The organism is Flavobacteriales bacterium (assembly GCA_016713875.1).
Lineage (GTDB): Bacteria > Bacteroidota > Bacteroidia > Flavobacteriales_F > PHOS-HE28 > PHOS-HE28.
The window spans coordinates 752132-777013 of sequence record JADJOI010000003.1; the positions used below are offsets into that span (position 1 = coordinate 752132).

Here is a 24882-nt window from a genome sequence, read left to right on the forward strand (position 1 = left end):
GGCGCCAGAATGTCAAAGTGTATGGGCCCGGGCTGAAGGAATGGCGGACGCGCTATCCTTGCGCCATGCATGCCGCAGGACCGTGGATACCACCCTTCGAGGTGCCCGACGACCCGAGACGCATGTGCCTATTGCATGTGCGGAGCTTCCGGACCGGCGAACTGCGCTTGTTCCTGGCGAAGCACGTCCGCAGCAAATGGGTTTTTCCGGACCGCAGCTGGCTGAGCAACGAATGGGAGGTGCTGCGCTGGGCCCTGGTGGAGGTGCCTGCAGCGGAGTGAGCATGGCGCGATCCCAGTTGGACCTGCAGCCTGGGGTGCTGCGCGAAATGATGTACGGCCTACCTTCACCTTGCCATGCCGAGCCCGCTGTTCCGCTCGATCCCGGCCCTGGTGTGCATCCTCACCGTGTGTGTGGCGAATGCGCAGTCGCACTGGTCCCGAACCATCGCGTCGCCGAGCGTGGAGCACGTGGAGGATGTGGTGGTGTCCCCGAACGGTGACCTGTTCGTCACCGGTGAGTTCAGCGGCTTGGCGACGATCGGGGGCCAGACCCTGCTATCCGCCGGATCCACCGATGTCTTTGTCGCGCGGCTGAGCGCTTCGGGGAATCCGGTCTGGGTGAAGCAGGCAGGAGGCCCCGGCCTCGACCGCGGGCTTCGGCTCGCCTTGGGCACCAACGGCCGATTGATCGTCGCGGGCCAGTTCATGGCCACCGCCGACTTCCAGGGAACGGTGTTGAGCTCGCAAGGCGGTTCGGTGGACCTGTTCGTGGCGGACCTGGATGCGGGCACCGGTCAGCAGCAGTGGGTGGTGCAGGGCGGAGGGCTCACCGGCTTCGACCGGCCGGCGGGCGTGTCCGTGGCGCCGAACGGCGATGTGGTGGTGGTGGGCGAGTTCCGCGAGACCTTCACGTTCAACGGGGCCACGTTGCAGAGCACCGTCGATCCGCAGACCCAATTGCCCGGCACCGATGTGTTCATCGCGGCCATGACGGCCACGGGTGTACCGCTCTGGACCAAGCAGGGCGTGGCCCCCGCGGACGATGCGGCCACGGCCGTGGTGCACGATGCAGGCGGTTCCGCGTACGTGCTCGGCCAGTTCACCGACACCATCGCGTTCGATCAGCCCTACCTCAACACCTGGGACGATGCGATGTTCCTGATGAAGGTGGACGGCAACGGACAGGACCAGTGGTTCCGGCGGTGCGGAGGGGCGGCCTTGAACCGCGGTGCGGACCTACGGTGGCGGTCGGGGGATGGGCTCTTTGTGCTGGGAGAGCTGCAGGGGGTGATGAGCTTCGAGGACGGCGCGCCGGATCAGGTGAGCGAGCTCGCGCCCGAGGGGTACTTCATCCTGCGCGCCGATGAACAGGGCCAGTTCATCGCCTCGGCGGGCAGCGGTTCCGCCCATGCCGTGGAGCCAGCGCGATCGGCCTTGATCGGGGACACCATCGCCGTGTACGGCAGCTTCAGCTGCCAGTTCACCGACCTGGCGCAGCCCTACGGGACCGGTGTGTTCCTTGCGGTGGGCGCACCCGACCTGTTCATCGCCCGGCATGCGGTGAGCGACCTGACGCTCCTTGATGCTCAACAGGTGGGAGGGGCGGGGGAGAAGCGGGCGGGCGGCATCGCCGCACAGCCGAACGGCCAGCTCGTGTTCACCGGCTCGTTCGATCATGTGCTCGTGATCCCGTCGAACGCGTCGTTCGATGCATCTCTGAGCACGCCGAATGGTCTGGTCGTTTCCCCGCAGCCTCCCGGGTATTGCGGCGATCCGCACTACGGTCGTTATGCGGGCGAGGCCAGCGCCGGCATGCTGGATGGCTTCATCACCCGGGGTTTCGTCAGCGGCCGGTCGCCCTACGACATCTGGGAACGATCCGGCGGCGGCTGCGACCGCAGCGCCGGGTCCTTGTGCGTGGGGACCTTCGATCCGCTCCAGCAACGCATGACCGATACCTGCTTCACGGCGCACGGACAATGCGGCGGCTTCTGGCTGGGCATCGACACCACCTTCAGCGTGACCGTGGAGGACTTCGATGGTTCCTTCGACATCGGCCCGGTGGTGCAGTACCAATGGAGCACCGGCAGCAGCACGGACAGCACCTTCGTCGGCACGAGCGGCCCGGTGTCGCTATCGGTGAGCTTCGCCAATGGCTGCTTCTCGATGGGGGAGACCGTGGTGGCCGAGGTGCTGGCTTCGCCGGATACGCCCGTTATCAGCGACTCGAAGGGCTTCAACAGCACGGCACTGGTCACCACCACCATCGAGCTCTGCACGGGTGACACCGTGACGATCACCTGCGACAACTACACCGGCGGCCCCTTCTCGTACTGGACCGATGGCGACACGGTGATCGAGGCACAGTCCATCGTTACGGACACCGTCGGACAGTGGACCTTTCTCGTGGTGCAGCCGAACGGCTGTGTGGCGCAGAACAGCGTCCAGGTCGTCATCGTGCCGTACGACCCGCTGCCTGCCCTGGCGCTCGACCTGGTTTACGACTTCCCCCAGGACCTGGACGGCAACGACAGCCTGGTGCTCTGCGGGCTTGGGCTGCTCGACCTCGGCCTGGACCTCACGTGGACGGAGAACGGGCAGCCGTTCGCCTACGACCCGACGCTGAACTACACCCTGTCGACCCTCGGCTTCCTGCAGCTGGTGCTGTTGGACACCAACGACGTGAGCACAGGCCTCTTTCCGCCGCAGCAGAACGGTTGGTTCGTGTTGCACACCAGTGTGGTCGTCACGAACCATCCCTGTGCGGACACGCTGGCCTTCCTGTTCACCGACAGCATCCACCTTACGTTCGCCAGCCCTGGTCCGCCCGCGCTGACCCTGACGGCGCCGCCCTTCCTCTGCCCCGGCCAGTCGGCGTGGCTGGTGGCGGAGTGCCCCACCTGCTTCGATTGGCTGTGGATCGGCCAGCAGTTCCTGGCGATCGACCAGGACAGTGCGCAAGTGTCGCAGCTGGGTTACTACGCGGTGCAGGTGACGGCCGTGGACAGCAACGGATGCCCGAGCCAGGCGTACGCCGATGTGTTCCTGGACGGACCGCCGCTGCCGGAGGTGCTGGCGGTGCCGGAGGTGTTGTGCCCGGACAGCGGGGTCACGCTCATCGGCACGGTACCGGGCGTGTACAGCTGGTTCGGTCCGAACGGCATGCTGCCCGACACGACCCTGATCGCCTATGCCACCGACCCGGGTCTTTACTACTGCGACGTGATGACCGACCAGGGGTGCGCGGTGCAATCACCGCCGGTGGAGGTCTTCCCTTACGCACCGCCCTTCCTGAACCTGCTGCCCGACTCCACCTTGTGCGGTCCGGCGGACAGCGTGTTGCTCCAAGTGGCGGCCGACGCGGTGAACAGCATCGTGTGGGCCGCGCCGTTAAGCGGCACTGATCCGCTCCAGGTGGTCGATCAGCCTGGCATCTATAGTGTGGATGTGACCTCGTGCGGGATCGTCACCACCTTGCAAGTGGAGATCGGTGGCGCGCCCCCAGTAGCCCAATTGCTCACCCCTGGGCCCTATGCCCTCTGCCCTGGCGACAGTGTGCTGTTGGCCGTGGTGCCTCTTGGCGGTGGCGCGGTGTGGTGGCCAGGTGGCGTGATCGGCGACAGCATCTGGGTGAGCCAGCCGGGCGGCTGGTCGGCCGTGGTCTTCGACGCAGGCGGGTGCACGGCGCTTACTGATACCGTGGTGGTGGATGCTGTGGCGTTCGCTGAGCCTGTGAGCGCGACGGATACCATCGGTTGTGTGGGTGATCTGTTGCAGTTGCTCGCCGCAGGCTCCGGCCAACTGACATGGTATGCGGACGATGCCGGCCAACAGGTGATCGGGACCGGGCCGACGCTCAGCTTCACGGTGCCACCGGGCGGTTCGGTGCTGTATGTCGGCCAGGAGGAGGGCGGCTGCATTTCGGACCTGGTGCCGGTGCTGGTGCAGGCGATCGCGGCCCCGCCGGCGCCAGTGCTCGACACGCCGTGGGTGTTCTGTTGGGGAAGCGAAGCGCTGCTGAACGCGACAGGTTCCGCAGGGGCCGGTTACACGTGGACGACCCCGGGCGGTCCGGCGAGCGGGCCCACGATCACGATCGACCCGGTGGAAGAGGATGCGATGGGCCTGTACAGCTGCGTGCTCACGGCGAACGGATGTGCGGGCCCTGCGGCGACCGGCGAACTGGTGGTGCTCCTCGGCAGCATCATCGACTTCCAGCCGCTCATCGGCTGCTCCGGCACACCGGAGGTGGTGGTGCTGGGTCCGGAGTTCACGGACATTGTGTGGAGCACGGGTGCCGTGGGCGACAGCCTGCTGGTGACCGTGCCGGGGCTCTACTCCGTGATCGCCACGGGAGCGGACGGCTGCTGGGCGAGCGGCACCATCAGCGTGGACTTCGTGCCGTGCGACCTCATCGTGCCGAACGTCTTCAGCCCGAACGGCGACGGGGTCAACGATGCAGTGGTGCTGGACGCGCCGTGGGGTGGCACGCTCACGTTCCAGGTGTTCAACCGATGGGGGCAGCGCGTGCACATCGGCTCCGCCGCGCATGTCGAGTGGAACGGGCGCAGCAGCTTCAGCGGTGAGCTCGTTCCGGAAGGCACGTACTTCTACACGCTGGACGTGGACAGCTACACGGGGGAACGGCGCAGCCAGCAGGGGACGTTGCAGCTGTTGCGCTGAGATCGGACACCCTGCGCGCCGCGCGCATTTGTTGACGGAGGTGTCGCTGGGACGCGGGTATTCCGGATCTTTTTTCAACCACAGGCAGCGGGATCGGTCGTTCGGATATCTTTGAGTAAACCCCACGACCATGGCTCGGACATGCGAGCGGTGCTGGCTTGTTGTGGTGTTCTTCACGATGTCCGTCGCGATGACGGCGCAGCCTCATTGGGCCTGGAGCCTGGGAGGAACGGGGAACGATCATGTGGCGGACATCCTGAGCGATGCCGCGGGTCATCTATACATCACCGGGGAGTTCAGCGGGGTCATCGTGTTCGATGGCCAGGGTTTCATGGCCGGGGGAGGCACGGACCTGTTCGTGGCGAAGCTCGATCCCAACGGCGGGCTGATCTGGTGGCGGCAGGGGGGCGGGCCCGGCATTGATCGAGGGGTGAAGCTTGCGCTCAGCGCGGCGGGCGAGCTTGCGGTCGTGGGGGAGTTCATGGGTCAGGCGGACGTGCTGGGCACCCCCGTACAGAGCGCAGGAGGCACCCCGGACATGTTCATCGCTGAGCTCGACGGAGCCACCGGGGCGACCAACTGGGTGCGGCATGGCGGTGGCGCGGACGGGGCCGACCGACCCTATGGGGTGGGCTATGCACCGTCCGGCCAGGTGACGCTGGCCGGCGAGTTCAAGGGCACGGCCACATGGGACGGTGTTTCCCTGGTGAGCACCCTGGAGCCGCTGACCATGGTGCACAGCATGGACATCGTGGTGGCCTCCTATTCGGGGCAGGGCAACCTGCTCTGGCTCCAGCAAGGTGCCGCCGAGTTCACGGACCGGGCGATCGACCTGGCCACGGATGCGGCGGGAGCGATCTATGTGTGCGGACAGTTCAGCGACACCATCGCCTTCGACCAGGTGCATGAAAACGCCATGTACAACGCGTCGTTCCTGCTGAAGCTCGATCCCGCCGGGAACGAGGTGTGGTTCCGTCGGTTCGGTGGCGCGGTGTACAACCATGTGCGCGACATGCAGATGGCCGGTGATGGGCACCTGTTGATCGCCGGTGACCTTCGGGGAACGATGATCTTCCTGGACAGCGTGCCCGATATGGTGGCGTCCGTCACGGACCACGCGTACTACCTCCTCGAGGTGGATACCGCGGGGCAGTACGTGCGTCATGCACGCAGCGGTTCCGATGAGCTCATCAGTGCGCGCAGTGTGGTGGAACGCAACGACACGATCGCGGTGCTCGGGCATTTCGAGTGCAGCTGGACGGAGAAGGCCGCCGTGCATGGTGCCGGGCGTTTCCTGGCGGTGGGTGATGAGGATCTGTTCATCGAACGCTTCACCCTGGACAGCCTCGCCCCGATCGATGCGCAACAGTTCGGTGGGTCCCAGGAGAAACTGGCCGGCCAGATGACCCTGCAGCCCGATGGGGCACTGGTGTTCAGCGGTTCGTTCGAGCGCGGGCTGGTCTTCCCTGCGGACGACTCACCGTTCCCCACCACGGCGCCGCCGATCGGAGAGGGCCGGGATCTGGACGGCAATTCCATTCAGGCCTGCCAGGACAGCTTGATGGGGTCCTATGTCGGCCTGGTCAGTGTTGGACTGAAGGACGGCTTCATCGCCAAAGGCTTCGTGGAGGGCCGTTCGCCGTACGATGCCTGGATAAGGAACGACACGGTGTGCGCGTTCCCGCTGCTGGACGCGTGCATCTGGTCCAACTACGACTGTCAGGACTCCATCCGGGTCTGTGGTACGGCGCACCTGTCGACCCGCATACCGGTGCGGACCACCTGGCCTGGCCTGCTCACCTTGGGCCCTGAGGTCGATATCCTGTGGCCCGATGGAGGCACTCGACCGGATACGGTGGTCAACACCAGTGGCTGGTATTGGGTGCAGGTCAGTTGGCGCAATGGGTGCATCGTGTGGACGGACAGCATCCACGTCATCGTCGATCCCGTTCCGCCCAAGCCGTTGATCTCCGATGATGTCGTGGTGAACACGGCCGCCTACCATCCACTGGACCTTGTTCTGTGCTCACCTGATACGGCCCTGATCTGGGTCGCGAACCCGGTGCCATGGGCGGACTATGTCTGGACGAACACGGCCGATTCGAGCATCACCCTCGGCACCTCGGTGCAGGCCGACACGACCGGGTGGTATGTGGTCGTGGCCACCACCGTGGAGGGCTGCAGCAGCGTGAACCACCTCCACGTGCAGCTCTGGCCGAGCGACAGTCTGCCCGCCCTCGATGCCACGATCACCATCGACTATGGCGCGGACACGTTGTGGCTCTGTCCGCAGGAGCAAGGCAACCTGGGATGGACCATCGCCTGGTCGGTGAACGGTGTACCGTTCACCCCACCGGACTGGATGGACCTGGCTGTGCGGGTGAATGGAGGTCCATGGGGCTCCAATTACTCGTTCACGATGGGATCGGAACAGTTCACCCCCACCGGCAACGGCGTCCACACGCACGTGATCGAGTGGCGGCTCACCAACGGCCCTTGTGTGCCGGATACCTTGTACTTCAGCGCGGGCGACTCGGTGGTCGTCGTCATCCACCCTGCGGTACCGCTGAGCTTCGCCGTCTCGGGCCCCGGGATCGCTTGTGAAGGCGACACGGTCCTGTGGACGATGCAGTGCGTGGGGTGCAGCTCGGTGACCGCTTCCTGGGGGGTGAGCCTTCAAGGCGATTCCGCGTGGGTATCGGTGGCCGGGCTCCACGTCTTCCAAGCCACAGCGGTGGATACGACCACCGGGTGCTCGGCGAACCAAACGGTCTACAAGTTCCTGGTCAACCCCGGGATACCCGAGCTCCAGGTCCTGCCTCCGGATGGCGTGATCTGCCCTGGCGATTCCGCGCTCATCAGCACCCCGGTGCCCGGCACGGATCACATCTGGTACGGTCCGATGGGTCCACAGCCCAACGGACTGCCCTTCGTGTACACGAGCGTGCCTGGTGAGTACTACATGACCATGATCGACACGCTGGGCTGCTTCCTGGCGTCCGACCCTGTGCTGATCACCGGCTACGCCACCCCCTTCCTCAACGTCACCCCTGACGGCGTCCTCTGCGCGAGCGATCCGAACGATGAGGTCACCTTGCAGGTGGTGACCACCGGCTACAACTCGTTGATCTGGGACGCTCCGCTCTCCGGGAACAACCTGGTGCAGGTGGTCGATCAGCCCGGTACCTATGGGTGCTCGGTGTCCGCCTGTGGCATCAGCACCGTGCTGAGCGTGGATGTCGTCGCCGGGGTCCCCGAGGCCATCGTGCTCGCACCGGACACCGTGCCGTTGTGCCCCGGCACGCCCGTGGTGTTGGAGGCCGCGCCGGGGCAGGCCCTCTATATCTGGGAGCCAGGCACGGTCTACGGCGCGCAATTGACCGTCACGGCACCAGGGGCCTATGTGTTGACCGTCATTGATGCCAGCGGCTGCACAGCGACCTCGGACACGGTGTGGGTGATCGAGCACATGTTCACGCCGGCGACGGCGACCGGCGATACCGTGTGCGCCGGCTCGGATGCCGTCCTGACCGTGACCGGCTCCGGCACCTTCCTGTGGTACGCCGACCCGGGGCTCGATTCGTTGCTGGGTTCCGGTCCGCAGCTGGTGTTGCCGGCACTGACCACGACCACGACCGTTCTCGTGCAACCACTGGACACCGTGTGCGGGGGCGTGGCCCCGATCCCGGTGACGGCTGTGGTGCTGCCCGTGCCGGGAGGTGCCATCGATGCCCCCGTAGCGGTCTGCCTGGGGCAACCGGTCCTGTTCACGTTCGGCCCCACGGATGACGGAAGCGTGCTGTGGGTCACACCCGGCGGTGCGTTCCAAGGCGACAGCCTGTCCATTCCGTCCGTTCAGTTGTCCGATGCCGGGATCTACAGCGCTACCTGGATGAACACCTGCGGTGTCGCGGTGGACACGGTGCTGCTGACGGTGCTCGGCCCCGCCTCGTTCTCGTTGGGTCCGGATACGGCGATCTGTCCGGGTGAGGTGGTGGAGTACACGTTGCCCGTGTGGGCTGTGGATGGCCTGTGGAACGGACAGGTCCAAGGCTCTTCCTTCATCACCGGCGCTGAAGGTGCGGTGATCGCATCGGCTTTGGATATGCAAGGCTGTGCCGTGGCTGATACGGTCATCGTGGATCTGCTGTGGCCGGACATCCCCTTGGTGGTGGACGACGTGGAGGTCTGCGCCGGAGCTGCCGTGGTGTTGACGGCCCAGGGCAGCGGGTACCTGAATTGGTTCTCCGATGGGGTGCTCCTTGGAGTCGGACCGCTCCTGGACCTTGGCGTGCCCGTGGATTCCCTCTTGATCACGGTGGATCAGGTGCAGTATGGTTGCACCACCACCGTGCAGGTCCAAGTGTCCGTCACACCGATGCCGATGCAGGCGAGCCTTGTGGGCCCGACGACCGCGTGTCTGGGTGAACCGTTCACCTTGGAGCTGGTGGGTGGTCCGGGGATCACCGGTACATGGACCGGCCCTCAAGGGAGCAGTTGGTCAGGGCCGGTCTGGTCCGTGCCGGCCGCTTCATCGGCGGACAGTGGTGTGTACGAGGTACTGCCGGCCATCGGCCCCTGCGTCGGGGACACGTTGATGTGGACCCTGGCCGTGGTCGAAGCCCAACCGATGGACCTTGGACCCGACACGACGATCTGCCTGGGGTTGTTCGTGACGCTCACCGCACCGCCGTGGGCCGCATCGCCGATCTGGAGCACAGGAAGCACCGCGACCGCGATCATCGTCGGTGCCGCAGGGGTGTACAGCCTGGAAGCGTTGGACGCCAATGGCTGTACGGTATGGGACGACATGGAGGTGTTCACGATCGAATGCGAAGGGGAGCCCCCCACGGTGTTCAGTCCCAACGGTGATGGCATCAACGACCATTGGCACCTCATCGGTGTGGGCGGGCAGCAGGTGGAGGTGCGTATCCTGGACCGGTTCGGAGCGGTGGTGCATGAGGGCGTCCTCGGGCGCATGGGTTGGGATGGGACGCACTTCCGCACGGGAACCCCGGTACCGGACGGTACCTACTTCTACATCGTGGAGCAGCGAAGGGAGAGCGGTGAGCCGATCGCCAGGACGGGGCACATCACGCTGCTGCGGTGAGCGTCCGACAGCGCCCGGCTAACTTGCCGGCCCATGCTCCCCGCGGAAGTCGTACCGGTCGCCGCCGGTGACCGCGCCGCCTTCGAGGCGCTCTTCCGCCTGCACTATGGGCCGCTGTGCGCCTTCGCTCGGGGCTATGTGAAGGACGCGGACCAGGCCGAGGACCTGGTGCAGGACCTGTTCTTCCGCCTCTGGCTGGACCGGGAGAAGCTCCACATCACCACCAGTGTGAAGGCCTATCTCTACGCCTCGGTGCGTAACCGGTGCCTCAGTGCCGTGAAGACGGGCGCCCGGGTGCGGGCCCTGAACGAGGACCGCGACGACCGAGGTCAGCAGGAGGAACGGACGGAGGATGAGCATGCCGAGCGGATCGCCCGTGTGCAGGCCGCCATCGAGGCGCTGCCCGAGGAACGCCGCAGGGTGTTCAAGCTGAGCCGCTATGAGGGATTGAAGTATCAGGAGATCGCGGAGCGACTGGGCATCTCGGTGAAGACGGTGGAGAACCAGATGGGCAGCGCCCTGAAGACCCTGCGGGCGGAACTGGCCGACCTCGTCCCGCTGCTGCCCTGGTTGTTCTGGCTGGGCGAAGGATCCGGATAGGGGGAATGAGCATCATGATCGTCACATCCATGAACACATGACCCCGGACCCGTCCATCGATAGCGACCTGCTGGCCCGCTACCTCATGGGCGAGGCGGACGACGCCCAGCGGCGTGCGGTGGAGGACTGGTGCGCCGCAGCGCCGGAGAACGCCCGCGAACTGGAGCGCATGCGCGTGGTGTGGGACCTGGGTGGTGAGGCCACCACCATGGACGGACCGGATGTGGACCTCGCCTGGCAGCGCCTGGAGGCGCGCATCTCCGCAGCGGAAGGCCGCGGCAGGGTGCGCGGGATCGCCGGCGGTCGCCTCTGGCGCTGGATGGCCGCAGCAGCGGTGCTGACGGGGCTCGTCTTCGCCGTGCGCTGGTTCGCGCGCCCGACGCCGATCGAGCACCTCGCCAGGGTCGAGGTCGTCCAGGTGCTGCTGGCCGATTCGAGCCGCTGCGTGCTGGCTCCCGGCTCCCGGATGCGGGAACGCATGGGCGAGCGGCGTGAAGTGCAGCTTCAGGGCAGCGCCTACTTCGAGGTCCGTCGCGATGAGCAGCGCCCCTTCATCGTGGAGGCCGGTGATCTGGACGTGACGGTGTTGGGCACGGCGTTCGAGGTCAGCGCGCACGATACGGCCATGCTCATCACGGTGCGCGTGCGCAGTGGCCGGGTGCGTGTGGAGGCGGATGGAGCATCGTTGGTGCTAGGCGCACACGAACATGCGGTGTACCACCGCGGCGGTCATGTGCTGGAGCGGAGGCCTGCGCCTCCGGCGGAGTCATGGGGCGTGCGGGTGCTTCACTTCGAGAACGCCTCGCTCGATCAGGTGGCCGCCCATCTCGAACGGTCGCACGGGGTGCGGATCATGCTGATGAACGATCGCGTCGCTGCGTGCCGTCTCACCGCCGAGTTCGACGACGAGCCGATCGACAGCATCCTGGAGGTGATCGCAGGCACCTTCGGGCTGGACGTGGAGCGAGCGGCCGATGGCACTTACCTCGTGCAGGGTGATGGGTGCTGATGGTGTGGCGGATCGCGGCTCGCGGAGGAGGAGCGGGATCGAACGGCTCCTTTGCGTCCTGGTCCCCTGCGGATTCGCCTTGGCGCTGCAGGCGCAGCCCCTGCTCGAACGACGCGTGAGCATCGAGGCCGACGGCGTACGTCTTTCGCGCGCTTTGGAACTGCTGGCCAAGGAGGGCGGGTTCAAGCTGAGCTACGATGCGGCCGCGGTGCCGGCGGACAGCGTAGTGGTGCTGCGGGCGGACCAGGAGGTGGTGGGCCGGGTGTTGCGCAGGCTGCTGCCCCAGGGAGTGCGATGGAGCGTGAGCGGTTCGCACCTCATCATCACCGGCGAGGCCGGACGCAAACAGCCGTTCACCTGTGCGGGAACGGTGGTGGACGCGGTCGGCGGCATGGGCATCGCACGGGCCACCGTGCTGGATGTGCGCCACGGTGCGTTGACGAACACGGATGAACAGGGGCTGTTCCGCATCACCCTTGTGGCCGAAGTGGAGCGGATCCCGTTACGCATCGCACGCACCGGATACCGGGACACGATCGTGTACGTGGATCGAGGCACTGATGCCGGACGGATCCGGGTGCAGCGGCTTCCCGCACTGGAGCGCATGGACCCCATCTGTTCGTTCGAGCGGTGCGGCGTGGAGGACCTGGGCGTGGCCCGCCTGTTGGTGTCGGACGAGCGGATGGAACAGGCCGCCAACCTGGGGCTGGACCGCGTGCGGGGCATTCAGCTCTCCGTCGTTCCTAGCGTCAGCACCAATGGCGCGGTGGCCGCTTCCACGGTGAACAGGATCTCGGTGAACCTTCTGGGCGGCTACGCGCGCGGCGTGCAGGGCGTGGAGGTCGGTGGTGCGGTGAACCTCCTCAGCCGCGACATGAAGGGCCTTCAAGTGGGCGGGCTCGCGAACCTCGTCGGCGGCCGCACGCGTGGTGTGCAGATCGGTGGCGCCATCAATCATGGCATGCGTTCGCTGGAGGGCCTTCAGCTGGCCGGATTGGCGAACACGGTGTGGGACACGCTCGCCGGGGTGCAGCTGGCCGGCGGTGTCAACGTGGTGAAGCGCGGCATGACCGGTGTGCAGGTGAGCGGTGCGGGCAACGTGGCCCTGGGCGACCTGGACGGCGTGCAGGTGACCGGTGGCGTGAACCTCGCGCATGGTGTGGTGAACAAGGCCCAGGTCGCCGGTGTGGTCAACTATGCCCGGGGCGTGCGCGGCGGACAGGTGTGCGCCGGGGTGAACGTGGCCTTGGGTGAAGTGGGTGGCGGGCAGGTGGGCTTCGCCGCCAACTACGCCCGGCAGGTGAGCGGCGGGCAGTTCAGCTTCGGGGTCAACGTGGCTCCGGGCGAGGTGAGCGGTGGCCAAGTGGGCTTCGCGCTCAACTATGCGCAGCAGGTCGCGCGCGGTCAGTTCAGTTTCGGCGCCAACATCGTGCCCGGCCGGGCGGGCGGAGCGCAGGTCGGCGCCGTCAACCTGGCGCGCACGGTCGACGGAGCCCAGGTCGGCATCGTGAACCTGAGCGACTCGCTGGGCGACGGCGCCGTGGGGTTGCTCACCATCTCGCTCAAGGGCTTTCACCGGATCGAGCTCGTGACGGGCGATGTGATGCCGTTGAGCCTGCAGGTGCGCACCGGTACCCGTGGTTTCCACAATATCCTCGGTGGTTCGCCACCGGTGACCGCCGACCGGCGTTGGAGCGTGTTGTACGGCATCGGTTCGGAAGCCCGCCTGGGGGAGCGCTTCGTCCTCGATATCGACCTCACCGCCGAGCAGGTGGTGGAGCAGGAGGCGTGGGTGGACGCGCTCAATCTGGTCGGCCGGTTCAGCCTCAGCCCCGGCGTGCGCTTCGCCAAGCGCTTCCATGTGGGTGCTGGTCCCGTGCTCAGCGCCTTGGTGACGACCTGGCGCGATGCCGACACCGGGGCCTATCGCAGTGCGCTGGCCCCCGCATCGGCCCTCCTGAACGAGGAGAGCGATGAAGCCTTGATCGGCCTGTGGGTGGGCTGGAAGGCCTCGGCCGGCGTGGTGTTCTGAGCCCTCCCCTCAGGTCACTGGCCGTGGGTAGCAGCGCCACTTGCCCGCCTGTGACGGAACGTTCCATCCATCGGATAGGGGTTTTCCGCGGGTGCGCTGTCACAGGGCAAACAAGACGAACGACCATGCGATGCCCGCTTCTCCCTTTGTTCCTCGCTCCGCTCCTGATCGCCCACGCCGCGCACGCCCAACAACCGGATGACCGTCCGGCGCGCACCCTGCTGGGAGGAGAGCGGCCGATGCATCACGGTGGCTGGGCCGCTCCGGAGGCCGCGTACACGCGCATGTTGGATCAGGACGTGATGCTCGTGGGGCTCCGCGCCGGGTGGATCATCGATCATCGCTTCACCATCGGTCTCGCGGGCAAGGGTGCGGTGACCGACATCCTGAACGCGGACTACGACCTGCAGCTGGTCGAGGCCGGGCACGTGATCCGCAAGCCCAGCCGCTTCCGCATGGGCTATGGCGGTCTCTTGCTCGAACCGGTGATCGCCTACCGCTCGCCGGTGCACATCAGCCTGCCCATCCTCATCGGCGCTGGCGGGGGCGGGTATGAGACCTTCATGCCACCGGTGCAGGATCTCGAGCATCAGTATCACTGGGATGATGCGCAGGCCTTCTTCGTGGTGGAGCCCGGCATCGATCTCGAGATCAGCATGATCCGGTTCGTGCGCATCGGGTTGGGCGTCAGCTACCGCTACACCACCGACCTGGACCTGCCCGCCACGGCCAAGGACGCGCTGCATGGGATCAATGCGGGGCTCAGCCTCAAGCTCGGTCGCTTCTGAACAACGCTCCGGAACCGACTTCAAGCCCATGCCGATGCAAGCCTTGATCGCCCTGAACCACCTGCGTCCGATCATCCGCGGAGCGCTTCTTCTGCTGAACCTTGTGATGCTCGTCGCTCCGGCGGCGGCGCAACAACGGACCCAGGCCGTGCGCGGCACCGTGGTGGACGCCGACACCCAGCTTCCCTTGGTCGGTGTGAACATCGTGCTCGAAGGTGCCACTACGCCGATGGCCACCACCACGGACCAGGAGGGTCGATTCGTCCTGGACCACGCCCCGGTGGGGCGGATCACCCTGCGCGTGTTCATGCTCGGCTACACCGAACAGACCCTCGCGAACCTGCTGGTGAACAGCGCCAAGGAACTCGTGCTCGAGGTCCGTTTGCAGGAAGCGCTCAACCGCTTGCAGGAGGTGGTGGTGAACGATGACAGGCGCCGCGGCGAGGTGCGCAACGACATGGCGATGCTGAGCGCCCGGATGATCTCTGTGGAGGAGACCTCGCGCATCGCGGGCGGCATCAACGATCCCGCGCGCATGGTGAGCGTGTTCCCCGGCGTGGCCAACGATCCCACGGGGAACAACACGATCATCGTACGGGGCAACTCGCCGACCGGTGTCCTCTGGCGCCTGGAGGGGATGGAGGTCCCGAACCCGAATCACTTCGCCGATGATGGCAGCACCGGTGGGCCCATCAACGTGCTCAACAGCGATGTGGTCGCCAACAGCGAGTTCTACACGGGGGCCTTCTCCGCTGAATACGGCAACGTGACGAGCGCCGTGTTCGACATGCGGCTGCGCGATGGCAACGACAGGCGGCGCGAACACACGTTCAAGGTGGGCGTGCTCGGCACGGACCTCACCACCGAGGGGCCGCTGCCCGGGTTGAAGGGCGGTTCGTACCTGGCCAACTACCGGTACAGCACCCTCTCATTGCTGGACGCTGCGGGCATCGTGGACTACCAGGGTGTGCCCAACTACACCGATGCCGCGTTCAAGCTGAAGTTCCCCCGGACGAAGGCGGGCACCTTCACGGTGTTCGGCGTCGGCGGACGCAGCAGCATCCGGCAGCGCGATGAAGGCGTCACGGGCGACACCTTGTTCGCGGAGAGCACCTTCGGGTCGCGCGTGGGCGTGGTGGCCGTGACGCACACCGCCTCCATGGGCGACCACAACTACCTGTACAGCACCGTGAGCCTGAGCGGGAACGGAAGCGGAACGGTGTACAACGAGGCCGGGTCGATGGGGGAGACCCCGTTGGAGCTCCGGCATGAGGATGACCTGGCCCGCTGGACCATCCGCGCCGCCAGTACGCTCAACACCCGGATCTCGTCGGCGCACCGGCTGCGGACGGGGATCATCGTATCGCTGGACCGGTTCCGGATGTACGCCAACAGTTACGACCGGGAGCAGGACCGGATGAACGTGGAGCTGGACCAGCGGGGCGCGGCCACCACCGTGCAGGCCTTCGCGAGCTGGAAATGGCGGTGGAGCGAGGCCTGGAGCCTCACCAGCGGAGTGCATGTGCTGCACTTCGGCCTCACCGGCCGCACCAGCGTGGAACCCCGAGCGGCCGTTCGGTACCAGCAGAGCCCTGCACGGGCTTTCACCGTGGGGGGAGGGCTCCATGGCCGCCGGATGAGCCTCATGGACCACCTGGCCTGGAGCACCGATGCCGAAGGTGAACGGACCCAGCCCAACCGGGACCTGCGCTTCTCCAAGGCCGCCCACGCGGTGCTGGGGTATGAGCAGCATCTGGCGGAGGACGTGCAGGTGAAGGCGGAACTGTACTACCAATATCTCTACGAACAGCCCGTGGAGGATCGCGTGGGCAGTGCCTTCTGGCTGGGCAACAGCGAGGCGTGGTACACCACGAAGGACCTGGTCAATGAAGGCATCGGCCGCAACATGGGGGCCGAGGTGAGCGTGGAGAAGTTCTTCACCCGGGGCTGGCATGCCCTGGCCACGGCCACCGTGTTCGAGAGCCGCTACAGGGCCATGGACGGCACCTGGTACAACGCACGCTTCGGCCTCGGTGTCGTCGGGAACGTGCTCGCCGGCAAGGAATGGAAGGTGTCGGCCACCAAGGACAAGGTGATCCTCACCGGTGTCCGCTACAGCGTGCAGGGCGGGCAATGGCGCACCCCGATCGACCTGGAGGCCAGCATCGTGGCCGGCCAACAGCAGGAAGGCTCACCGGCCATGGGCGTGAAGGGCCGACCCATCCACAAGGTGGACATGGTGCTGGCCTACCGCATCGGGCGGGCGAAGGTGAGCCACGAACTGAAGGTCGATGTGCAGAACGTGCTCAATGCCCGCACCCCGGTGCAGGAGTATTACGACCAACGCACCCGAACGATCCGGAGCGTGGACCAGCTGGCCATCCTGCCGGTGCTCCAGTACACGCTGCGGTTCTGATTGTGGGGCGATCGCCCCTAGGGATCGCACTCGGTGCGATCACGCCTCCACCTTGCCCGGCTCGCTGGTTGGATGCGCCTAGGTCGATCGTCGCTGTGGAGCCCTTAGTGGAACATGCTCACGGCGAGCACCACGATGGCCAGGCTCGTGAGCATGACCAGCCTGCCAAGCAGCACCGCGCGGGGCAGCACCTCGGTTCGCCCGCTGCGGGCTTTGCGCGTCAGGCCCGTGAGCAGGCCCACCATCCCGGCCAGCGCCACGTACAGCAGCAGCTTCGCGATCAGCAGGGGGCTGCTGCCCAAGGTGCTCCAGTAAGGCGTCATCAGGTATCCACCGGAGAGCAGCAAGAGCACCAGCCCCCAATGCCCCATGCGGCCCAGCAGGGTGGCGTTCAGCATGAACTCCTGGCCCTTGGCCGGCTCCATGTTCCGGCTCGCGATGCCCAGGAAGAGCATCGCGAATGAAGTGCCCAGGCCCATCGCCAGGCCCAGGAAGTGGATGATCAGCATCGCGTCGCGCATCGGCAACTGGTATTGGTGGGCCCTAACATAGGCACGATGCCTTGGATGGCGATCGCCGCGGCCGTCAAAGGCGCCGTGTGCTCACAGCACCCTTCGCATCGCCTTCAGCTTGTGCGTGTAGCGCGCCTCCTCGGCGTTGTCCGGTGCAGCTCCAGGCGATGTGCTCGACTCGGTTCGGCCTGCCTACTTGGTTGTCGGGTCTAGCACGATTACGTGCAGTTCATGGTCCAAGCGCTTGAAGCCCTTGTCGGCCGTGATCAACGGAAGTCCCAGCGAGATGGCGGTGGCACCGATCAAAGCATCGGCGAGTTTCATCCGGTACTCGCTGCGGAGGCGGATGCATTGGTCCTTGATGGAGCTGCTCATGTCCCAGAGGGCGAGAGCGTTTGGCGGATGACCTCCTCCGAGGCGGATCTCAGCCGGCTCATGGTGCGCCGTTCGATCTCGGTGACCACTGAGATATGCACTTCGGCATCGAACAGCACCCTCCCCGAAGGTGCATGGCCTTCCATGAACAGGATGAGCGCGCTCGTATCAGCGACAAGCGCGGAGTCACTCATCACGGAGCTCTTTCAGCAGGGGGAATGCCCAGGCGCTCATGCCAGGCAAAGCGCCGAAGAGGCTCCGGTTGCTGAAGACCTTGCCCTTGGGGCGTTGTGCGGCTTGCTTGAGCCTGCCGCTGCGGGGCGGCTTCGACTTGGGCGTTTTGGCCTTGCGGGCAGCGGGTCGCTTCGTGGTCTTCGGCCTGGGCATGAGGCGACGCTAACCCAAGCGCTACAGAACCCTTCGCATCGCCTTCAGCTTGTGCGTGTAGCGCGCCTCCTCGGCGTTGAAGATGCCTTGCTCATCGAGCTTGTCGATCCGCACGCGGCCGCTGGTGTGGATGATGCGCAGCTCATCGTCGTCGTTGCGGGTGAGGACGATGCCCATGGGGATGATGCTCTCCACGATGGTGATGACCTTGAACTGTTGGGCGGAAAGGTCGATCGCGGTGACGGCCGACAGAAGGAGGGGGAGGAGGATGCGCTTCATGGGAACGGGTTCCGTGTTGGAGTGGTCGGGATGTGTGATCGGTCGGATCACGCCACACGTTTCACCAGGCGGAGCTTGTGCGTGTATCGCTTCTCCTCGCCGTTGAAGATGCCCTGTTGATCGAGCGCATCGATCCGCACGCGGCCACTGGCGTGCACGATACGCCGGTCGCTGAGCACGATGCCCACATGGATGATGCGCCCGTCCTCGTTGTCGAAGAAGGCCAGGTCGCCGGGCTCCGCGAGCTCCACGAACTCCACCGGGTCGCCCTCCTCGGCCTGCTGGTGGGCATCGCGCGGCAGGTAGATGCCCATGAACATGAAGAGGGCCTGGGTGAAGCCGCTGCAGTCCACGCCCCACGGCGTGCGTCCGCCCCAGAGGTAAGGCGCGCCCAGGAAAGGGTGCATGTAGGTCTCCACCAGTTCGCCGCGGTCGCCGCTGCCGTCGAGGGTGTTGGTCACGGCGTTCACCGGTACGCGATGGCCTTGGAACAGGATGCTCGCCTCCTTGAAGAAGGGGAGGACCGCTCCGTACGGTAGCATCACCTGCCGTTCGCCCAGGTCGACGATGGATGTGGTGTCGATCACCCGCAGGTCGGGCTCGGTGTTGGGCTTGTCGCAGGGAAGGAGCTGCTTGTTATCCACCCAGCCTTCGTACCCGTCGTGGTCGAAGCAGAGGCGGCTCCATTTCTCCGTGCGCTCCAGCACCTCGGCCGTTTCACCGAAAAGCCATTGGGTCACCATCTCGGCGCGGTCGCTCGGGTCCTTGCGGACCGGGACGATGGACAGGGGGCAGATGACGGAGGGCATGGGCGTTGCTTGTTGGGTTATTGCGCGTCACGTGTTGGGGCGTCTTCAACGCGCAACACGTAACGCCCCAACACGCAACGTGGGCCCGTAGGTCAGAGCGCTTCGATCACCATCGCGCTCGCGCCACCGCCACCGTTGCAGATGCCGGCGCCGCCATACTTCGCTCCGTTCTGGCGCAGCACGTTCACGAGCGTCACGATGATCCGAGCGCCGCTGCAGCCCAGGGGGTGGCCCAAGCTCACCGCGCCGCCGTTCACGTTCACCTTGGCGGGGTCCAGGCCCATGAGCTTGGTGTTGGCGATGCCCACCACGCTGAAGGCCTCGTTCAGTTCCACGAACTGGAGGTCGCTCATCTTCAGGCCGGCCTTCTCCACGGCGCGGGGCAGGGCCTTGGCGGGGGTGGTGGTGAACCACTCGGGGGCCTGCTCGGCATCGGCGTAGCTCAGGATCCGGGCCAGCGGCTTCAGGCCGAGGGCCTTGGCCTTGTCCGCGCTCATGAGCACGAGTGCGGCCGCACCGTCGTTGATGGTGCTGGCGTTCGCGGCGGTCACTGTGCCGTCCTTCTGGAACACGGGCTTCAGGCCAGGGATCTTGTCGAAGCTCACGTTCTTGTACTCCTCGTCCTCGCTCACCACCAAGTCGCCCTTGCGGCCCTTCACGGTCACAGGCACCACCTCCTCCTTGAACTTGCCGGCGGCCCAGGCGGCGGCGCTGCGCGTGTAGCTCTCGATGGCGAAGGCGTCCTGCTCCTCGCGGCTGATGCCGTGCTCCTTGGCGCAGAGCTCGGCGCTCACACCCATGGCGGTCTGGTGGTACACGTCGGTGAGGCCGTCCTTCACGATGCCATCGACCAACTGGCCGTGGCCGTAGCGGTGGCCGTAGCGGCCCTTCTCCACATAGTAGGGGGTCTGGCTCATGCTTTCCATGCCACCGGCCACCACGATCTCGGCGTCGCCGAGCAGGATGTCCTGGGCGGCCATCATGATGGCCTTCATGCCACTGGCGCACACCTTGTTCACGGTGGTGCAGGCCACCTCGTTGGGCAATCCGGCGAAGCGGGCGGCCTGGCGGGCGGGGGCCTGGCCGAGGTTGGCCTGGAGCACGCTGCCCATGATCACCTCGTTCACGTCCTCGGGCTTGATGCCGGCCTTTTCCACCGCGGCCTTCACGGCGGTGGCGCCCAGCTGGGTGGCGGGCACATCGGCCAAGGCGCCGCCGAAGCTGCCGATGGGGGTGCGTACTGCGGAAACGATGACGACTTCGCGGGCCATGGATGGGATTCGTTTGGGGCGGCAAAGGTAACCGGGGGTCGTGGTGGATCGGGATGGGCTTCTATCTTTGCCGCCCCGGTCCCGGCCGGGTGTCGTTAGGAACCACCTGGAGAGGTGGGTGAGTGGCTTAAACCAGCAGTTTGCTAAACTGCCGTACTGGGTTTACTGGTACCGGGGGTTCGAATCCCCCCCTCTCCGCCAAGCCGCCCCGCGCAAGCGGGGCGCGTTCGTTCCGGGCAGCGGGACGAGCTTGCTCGGCCGAGCGGACCGGGACGAACACCAGCTTGCGCAACGGGCGCGGCTTGAAGCCTCCCCGAACGGGATGCGCAGCCCCCCCCCTCTCCGCCAAACCGCCCCGCGCAAGTGGGGCGTTCTTATTCGGTGCGGCGAGGCGAGCGTGCTCGGCCGAGCGGACGAAGGTGTACGGCAGCCTGCCTGCTGGCTCGATGAGTGGCCACTCTCAAGATGGCCCGTCCGGCCGAGCTCTTTCGGCTTTTTCACGCCATTCCTGCCCGGGAGGGCATGGGCGGCTACCTTTGGCGCCCCTCGGGGTGTAGCGCAGCCCGGTTAGCGCACCTGGTTTGGGACCAGGGGGTCGTGTGTTCGAATCACACCACCCCGACAAGGGATGATCCCGCCTCGCGGCGGGATCGTTCTTGTAACGCCCCCTCCATGATGGCCCGCGCAGCGGGCGATCCACCATCCCGACAAGGGATGGGGCTGTCTCAAAAAGGCAGCCCCTCTTCGGTTCTCTCGGATCGCTGCCCGACCTGGCTTGTCGAATACCCCAGTCTCGAACGCCTCGGCGACCTGGGAGACGGCCCCCGGCCGTTGGTTCGGCTCCTACCGGGATGGCCCGGCGCGGTTCCTCCGGGGAACCTGGATGGAATGGAGGCGCACAACGACCGGCCAGCCTGCGTTCGCCACCTTTGCACGATCCGATCCCGTAGCTCAGTTGGATAGAGCACCTGCCTTCTAAGCAGGTGGTCGTTGGTTCGAATCCAACCGGGATCGCAGCAGACCTGGCCGGCTTGCCGGTGCCCGAAGGTCGCCTGTTCTCGACCTGCCCTGGCTGCACCTGGATCGGTGCGGACGCGGTCGTTCCACCCGATCCAGCCGCTTTTCCGGGCTGTACGTGGACGCGCTCGGCAGGGCGTCATCCGCGTCGGTCGGGTGTCAGGGGTGACTGGTCGAATTGTTAGATCCTGAGGGCCTTTCAGGGGCGTACCGATGGAGGCTGGTGGGCAATTTCGCGCCACCAAGAACCCGCCGGAACCCATGCGCACCACCCTGACCTCGATCGCCACGGCGATCGCCATCGTCCTCTCCGCGGAAGCATGGGCCGTCACCTACTACGTATCGCCGACCGGCAACGACGCCAGCGCAGGAACGTCCACCACCTCCGCCTGGCGCACGATCGACCGGGTCAATCAGCTCGGCACGGCTCTGAACGCCGGCGACCAGGTCCTCTTCCAACGGGGCGGCGTATACCGCGGCAAGCTCACCATCTCCGACAGCGGGGTGTCCGGCAATCCGATGGTGGTGGGCGCCTACGGTACCGGCGCCGATCCGGTGATCGCAGGAAGCGTGGCCGTTACCGGATGGACGGTGTACAGCGGCAACATCTGGCAGGCCACCGTGAGCCAGGATGTGAAGTACGTGTACTTCAACGGCACCCTGCAGAACCTGGCGCGCTACCCGAACACGGGCTGGCTGCGCACGGACAATGCGGCGAGCACGAGCACCGTGGACGCCGCCCTCACTCAAGGCAGCGGCTATTTCACCGGGGCCACGATGGTGCTGCGGACCACCAACTGGAGCTATGACACCGCACGCGTGACCGCGCACACGGGCACCACGCTCACGCACACGAGCACGGGCAACACCATGGGTGCCCAGCAATGGGGCTACTTCCTGCGGAACAAGCTCAGCCTGCTGGATGCCGCCGGCGAGTGGTTCTACGACAAGGCCACGGACAAGCTGTACATGTGGTGCCCGTCCAACGCCAACCCGAACAGCAACCTGGTGGAGGCGGCCGTGCTGGACAACGGCATCTACATGGGCTGGCAGCGCAACAACTGGCGCATCCAGAACATCCAGTTCAAGCATCACACGGACGCCTCCCTGCGCATGAGCGGCACCTACAACGTCGAAGTGGCCAATTGCTCGTTCAGCGACACCTACCAGACCATCCGCAGCACGGGTTCGCAGCAGAACTTCCATCACCTCACCATCACCCGCACGTATGGCACGGCGGTGCTGCTCCTGGACGACAACAGCACGTTCACCAACTGTTCCATCGCGGACGTGGCCCTGCAGCCCGGGCTTGGGGAGAGCAACTGGGGCTACTTCGGCATCCGCTCCACGGGCAGTGGCATGGTCTTCTCGGACAACATCGTCACCAACGTCGGCTACATCGGGATGGTGATCGAGCAGAACGCCCTGATCGAGCGCAACGTGGTGACCCAGCCCCTGGCGATCCTGAACGACGGCGGCGGCATCGCGATCGACAATGCGGATGGTCTCATCATGCGGAACAACCTGGTGATGAACATGGTGGGCAACACCGAAAGCGTCGCGCCGGAGCACACCAGCTTTTTCCCCATCTGCCACGGCATCTATTTCGGCAACATCAGCATCAAGAACACCCTGATCGAGAAGAACACCGTGGCCAACTGCGCCAGCAGCGGCATCCATGTGGATCATACCATGGTGAGCACGGGCAACCAGATCAAGGACAACGTGCTGTACAACAACGGGGTCCAGCTCTCCATCTCGGACTACAGCAACTACAACGGCCCCGGCGCGACCGCCCCCTACCATGTGCCTGCCTTCAACACGGTGTACTCCGGCAACACGATGTACTGCCTCACCAAGGACCAGTTGTGCATGAGCCAGCTGCACGTTTACAACGCCAACAGCTGGGTGGACTACGGGGCCTTCAGCAACAACTACTACTACAACCCCTTCAATGAGCTGAGCGTCGAGCTGTTCAACACCAGCGGTGGGGTGCGGAAGTTCTTCACGCTGGAGCGCTGGCAGACCGAGCGGGCGGAGGACGCGACCTCCATGCGCAGTCCGCTCCGCCAGAACGCGTGGAGCACCACCGCCGAGCTCACGGGCAACCTGGTGGTCAACGGCACCTTCACCAGCAACGTGACCGGTTGGGGCGGCTGGCCCACCAACGCCACGGCCACCCACGACATCACCCGGCTGGACAATGGCTGCCTGAAGGCCTACATCCCCAACAACAGCGTCTATTGGGAGTACAGCATCCAGAACCCGGACCAGTTCGCCATGACGAACGGCCAGTGGTACCGGATGCGCTTCAGCCTGCAGAGCACCGCCCACGGTGAGGTGTACGCCGGGGTGAAGGGCATGTCGCAGATGACCAGCGCGAACCAGATCTACGGTCGGGGCTTCCCCTTCAGTCCGGAGCGGCGCGAGGTGGAGTTCTACTTCCAGAGCAACCTGACGGATCAGGCGCTGGTGCGCTTCCTGAACCACTACACGGAGCCGCTGTACTATATGGACAACGTGCAGCTGCACCGCGTGAACGTGGCGGCCGTGGACCCCACAGTGGAGCACAAGCTGCTGGTGAACGAGCAGGCGACGGCACAGACCTTCACCCTCAGCGGCACGTGGAAGGACGTCACCGGCACCGTGCAGGCCTCGACCGTCACGCTGCAGCCGTACACCTCCAAGGTGGTATACCGCACCAGCACCACGGGCGGCACCACCGGCACGGTCGGCGCCAAGGTCTTCCTCGACGGACCGATGAACTACACGGCCGGCACCATGGCCACCACCTTGCGCACCCAAGGAGTGCTTCCGCAGGCCGAGCCCTATACCGCACTGGGGATCACGGTGGCCAATCCGGGTGCGACCGCTGCTTCCAGCGTCTGGAACGCCACGGGCAGCACGGCGGTGGTGGACTGGGTGGTGCTGGAGCTGCGGAACGCGGACGCCTCCTACTCGGTGGCCGAACGCCGGGCGGCCTTGCTCCGTGCCGACGGCAACGTGGTGGATGCCAGCGGAGGCACGCAGGTGACCTTCAGCACCACCACGGTGGGCAAGCGGCTGGTCATCCGCCATCGGAACCACCTGTCGGCCATGGTGAACAGCACCATCAGCTCGAACGGCCAGGTGATGGACTTCACGCTGACCAGTGTTGGGCTTTACGGAACCAACGCCATGCGGGTGAACGGCAGCGTGCGGGCCCTTTGGGCGGGCGATGTGTCGCGAAATGGCACGGTGAGCTACACCGGCTCGTCCAACGACCGCGACCCGGTGCTGGTGGCGGTGGGCAGCACGGTGCCGACGGCCACGGTGAGCGGCTACCGCATCGAGGACGTCAACCTGGACGGCATCGTGAAGTACGTCGGGAGCGGAAATGACCGCGACCACATCCTGACCACGGTGGGCGGCACGGTGCCCACGGCGGTGCGTGTGGCGCAGCTGCCGTAAGGTGGCTCAGAACCTGTTTGCAATACCCGCATTTGGCTGCGCGTTGGTCTTTAACGACCATACTTCGCCGCGAGAACAGTCACGTAGCTCCGGCTATGCTCCTATTCTCGCGTCTCGTCTGGTCGCCAAATCCTCAGCGCTC

The 24882-nt window shown here is 65.8% G+C and carries 15 protein-coding genes and 3 tRNA genes; 12 read left to right on the plus strand and 6 right to left on the minus strand.

Annotated features, from left to right (window positions below; translation table 11 throughout):
• Nucleotides 1–65 precede the first annotated feature (65 nt).
• From IPJ87_04615 to IPJ87_04650, 8 genes are all read left to right on the plus strand, one after another.
• Nucleotides 66–281, plus strand: a complete 216-nt coding sequence (locus tag IPJ87_04615) for a hypothetical protein (protein MBK7941146.1) — start codon at nt 66–68, stop codon at nt 279–281.
• A gap of 75 nt (nt 282–356) precedes the next feature.
• Nucleotides 357–4685, plus strand: coding sequence for a gliding motility-associated C-terminal domain-containing protein (locus tag IPJ87_04620; protein MBK7941147.1), 4329 nt, complete (start codon nt 357–359; stop codon nt 4683–4685).
• 178 nt (nt 4686–4863) lie between these two features.
• Nucleotides 4864–9795: a gliding motility-associated C-terminal domain-containing protein gene (locus IPJ87_04625; protein MBK7941148.1), complete on the plus strand. Its 4932-nt coding sequence runs from the start codon at nt 4864–4866 to the stop codon at nt 9793–9795.
• 33 nt (nt 9796–9828) lie between these two features.
• Nucleotides 9829–10395 carry an RNA polymerase sigma-70 factor gene (locus tag IPJ87_04630; GenBank protein MBK7941149.1) on the plus strand — a complete coding sequence of 189 codons (567 nt, stop codon included), beginning with the start codon at nt 9829–9831 and terminating at the stop codon, nt 10393–10395.
• A gap of 37 nt (nt 10396–10432) precedes the next feature.
• Nucleotides 10433–11404 carry a FecR domain-containing protein gene (locus IPJ87_04635; protein ID MBK7941150.1) on the plus strand — a complete coding sequence of 324 codons (972 nt, stop codon included), beginning with the start codon at nt 10433–10435 and terminating at the stop codon, nt 11402–11404.
• Nucleotides 11405–11483: 79 nt separating this feature from the next.
• The gene (locus IPJ87_04640) at nt 11484–13436 is read left to right on the plus strand and encodes a hypothetical protein (GenBank protein ID MBK7941151.1); all 1953 of its coding nucleotides are present in this window, start codon (nt 11484–11486) and stop codon (nt 13434–13436) included.
• A gap of 125 nt (nt 13437–13561) precedes the next feature.
• Nucleotides 13562–14224 carry a hypothetical protein gene (locus IPJ87_04645; protein ID MBK7941152.1) on the plus strand — a complete coding sequence of 221 codons (663 nt, stop codon included), beginning with the start codon at nt 13562–13564 and terminating at the stop codon, nt 14222–14224.
• Nucleotides 14225–14252: 28 nt separating this feature from the next.
• Entirely contained in the window at nt 14253–16640 is a 2388-nt protein-coding gene (locus IPJ87_04650; protein ID MBK7941153.1) for a TonB-dependent receptor, read from the plus strand.
• 104 nt (nt 16641–16744) lie between these two features.
• On the opposite strand, the gene IPJ87_04655 is transcribed toward IPJ87_04650, so the two are convergent.
• From IPJ87_04655 to IPJ87_04680, 6 genes are all read right to left on the minus strand, one after another.
• Nucleotides 16745–17161: a hypothetical protein gene (locus tag IPJ87_04655; GenBank protein ID MBK7941154.1), complete on the minus strand. Its 417-nt coding sequence runs from the start codon at nt 17159–17161 to the stop codon at nt 16745–16747.
• Between the two features lie 183 nt (nt 17162–17344).
• Nucleotides 17345–17527, minus strand: coding sequence for a PIN domain-containing protein (locus IPJ87_04660; GenBank protein ID MBK7941155.1), 183 nt, complete (start codon nt 17525–17527; stop codon nt 17345–17347).
• Nucleotides 17528–17713: 186 nt separating this feature from the next.
• Complete coding sequence (locus IPJ87_04665) at nt 17714–17914, minus strand: hypothetical protein (GenBank protein ID MBK7941156.1); 201 nt, start codon at nt 17912–17914, stop codon at nt 17714–17716.
• Between the two features lie 21 nt (nt 17915–17935).
• A complete protein-coding gene (locus IPJ87_04670; GenBank protein MBK7941157.1) occupies nt 17936–18193 on the minus strand; it encodes a hypothetical protein in 258 nt (85 codons plus the stop codon).
• 47 nt (nt 18194–18240) lie between these two features.
• Entirely contained in the window at nt 18241–19002 is a 762-nt protein-coding gene (locus tag IPJ87_04675; GenBank protein MBK7941158.1) for a C40 family peptidase, read from the minus strand.
• A gap of 92 nt (nt 19003–19094) precedes the next feature.
• Nucleotides 19095–20273 carry an acetyl-CoA C-acyltransferase gene (locus IPJ87_04680; GenBank protein ID MBK7941159.1) on the minus strand — a complete coding sequence of 393 codons (1179 nt, stop codon included), beginning with the start codon at nt 20271–20273 and terminating at the stop codon, nt 19095–19097.
• Nucleotides 20274–20381: 108 nt separating this feature from the next.
• On the opposite strand from IPJ87_04680, the gene IPJ87_04685 reads away from it, so the two are divergent.
• From IPJ87_04685 to IPJ87_04700, 4 genes are all read left to right on the plus strand, one after another.
• A tRNA-Ser gene (locus IPJ87_04685) sits at nt 20382–20474 on the plus strand.
• 346 nt (nt 20475–20820) lie between these two features.
• Nucleotides 20821–20895 (plus strand) — tRNA-Pro (locus IPJ87_04690).
• A 318-nt stretch (nt 20896–21213) separates the two neighbouring features.
• Nucleotides 21214–21287, plus strand: a tRNA-Arg gene (locus IPJ87_04695).
• A gap of 264 nt (nt 21288–21551) precedes the next feature.
• On the plus strand, nt 21552–24740 hold the full coding sequence (locus IPJ87_04700) for a right-handed parallel beta-helix repeat-containing protein (GenBank protein MBK7941160.1): 3189 nt from the start codon (nt 21552–21554) through the stop codon (nt 24738–24740).
• Nucleotides 24741–24882 lie beyond the last annotated feature (142 nt).

Bases quoted from the DNA above. Each gene is read 5' to 3' on its own strand.
- IPJ87_04615 (MBK7941146.1), top strand. From the start codon at position 66: ATGCATGCCGCAGGACCGTGGATACCACCCTTCGAGGTGCCCGACGAC.
- IPJ87_04620 (MBK7941147.1), top strand. From the start codon at position 357: ATGCCGAGCCCGCTGTTCCGCTCGATCCCGGCCCTGGTGTGCATCCTC.
- IPJ87_04625 (MBK7941148.1), top strand. From the start codon at position 4,864: ATGTCCGTCGCGATGACGGCGCAGCCTCATTGGGCCTGGAGCCTGGGA.
- IPJ87_04630 (MBK7941149.1), top strand. From the start codon at position 9,829: ATGCTCCCCGCGGAAGTCGTACCGGTCGCCGCCGGTGACCGCGCCGCC.
- IPJ87_04635 (MBK7941150.1), top strand. From the start codon at position 10,433: ATGACCCCGGACCCGTCCATCGATAGCGACCTGCTGGCCCGCTACCTC.
- IPJ87_04645 (MBK7941152.1), top strand. From the start codon at position 13,562: ATGCGATGCCCGCTTCTCCCTTTGTTCCTCGCTCCGCTCCTGATCGCC.
- IPJ87_04650 (MBK7941153.1), top strand. From the start codon at position 14,253: ATGCCGATGCAAGCCTTGATCGCCCTGAACCACCTGCGTCCGATCATC.
- IPJ87_04655 (MBK7941154.1), bottom strand. From the start codon at position 17,161: ATGCGCGACGCGATGCTGATCATCCACTTCCTGGGCCTGGCGATGGGC.
- IPJ87_04660 (MBK7941155.1), bottom strand. From the start codon at position 17,527: ATGAGCAGCTCCATCAAGGACCAATGCATCCGCCTCCGCAGCGAGTAC.
- IPJ87_04665 (MBK7941156.1), bottom strand. From the start codon at position 17,914: ATGCCCAGGCCGAAGACCACGAAGCGACCCGCTGCCCGCAAGGCCAAA.
- IPJ87_04670 (MBK7941157.1), bottom strand. From the start codon at position 18,193: ATGAAGCGCATCCTCCTCCCCCTCCTTCTGTCGGCCGTCACCGCGATC.
- IPJ87_04675 (MBK7941158.1), bottom strand. From the start codon at position 19,002: ATGCCCTCCGTCATCTGCCCCCTGTCCATCGTCCCGGTCCGCAAGGAC.
- IPJ87_04680 (MBK7941159.1), bottom strand. From the start codon at position 20,273: ATGGCCCGCGAAGTCGTCATCGTTTCCGCAGTACGCACCCCCATCGGC.
- IPJ87_04700 (MBK7941160.1), top strand. From the start codon at position 21,552: ATGCGCACCACCCTGACCTCGATCGCCACGGCGATCGCCATCGTCCTC.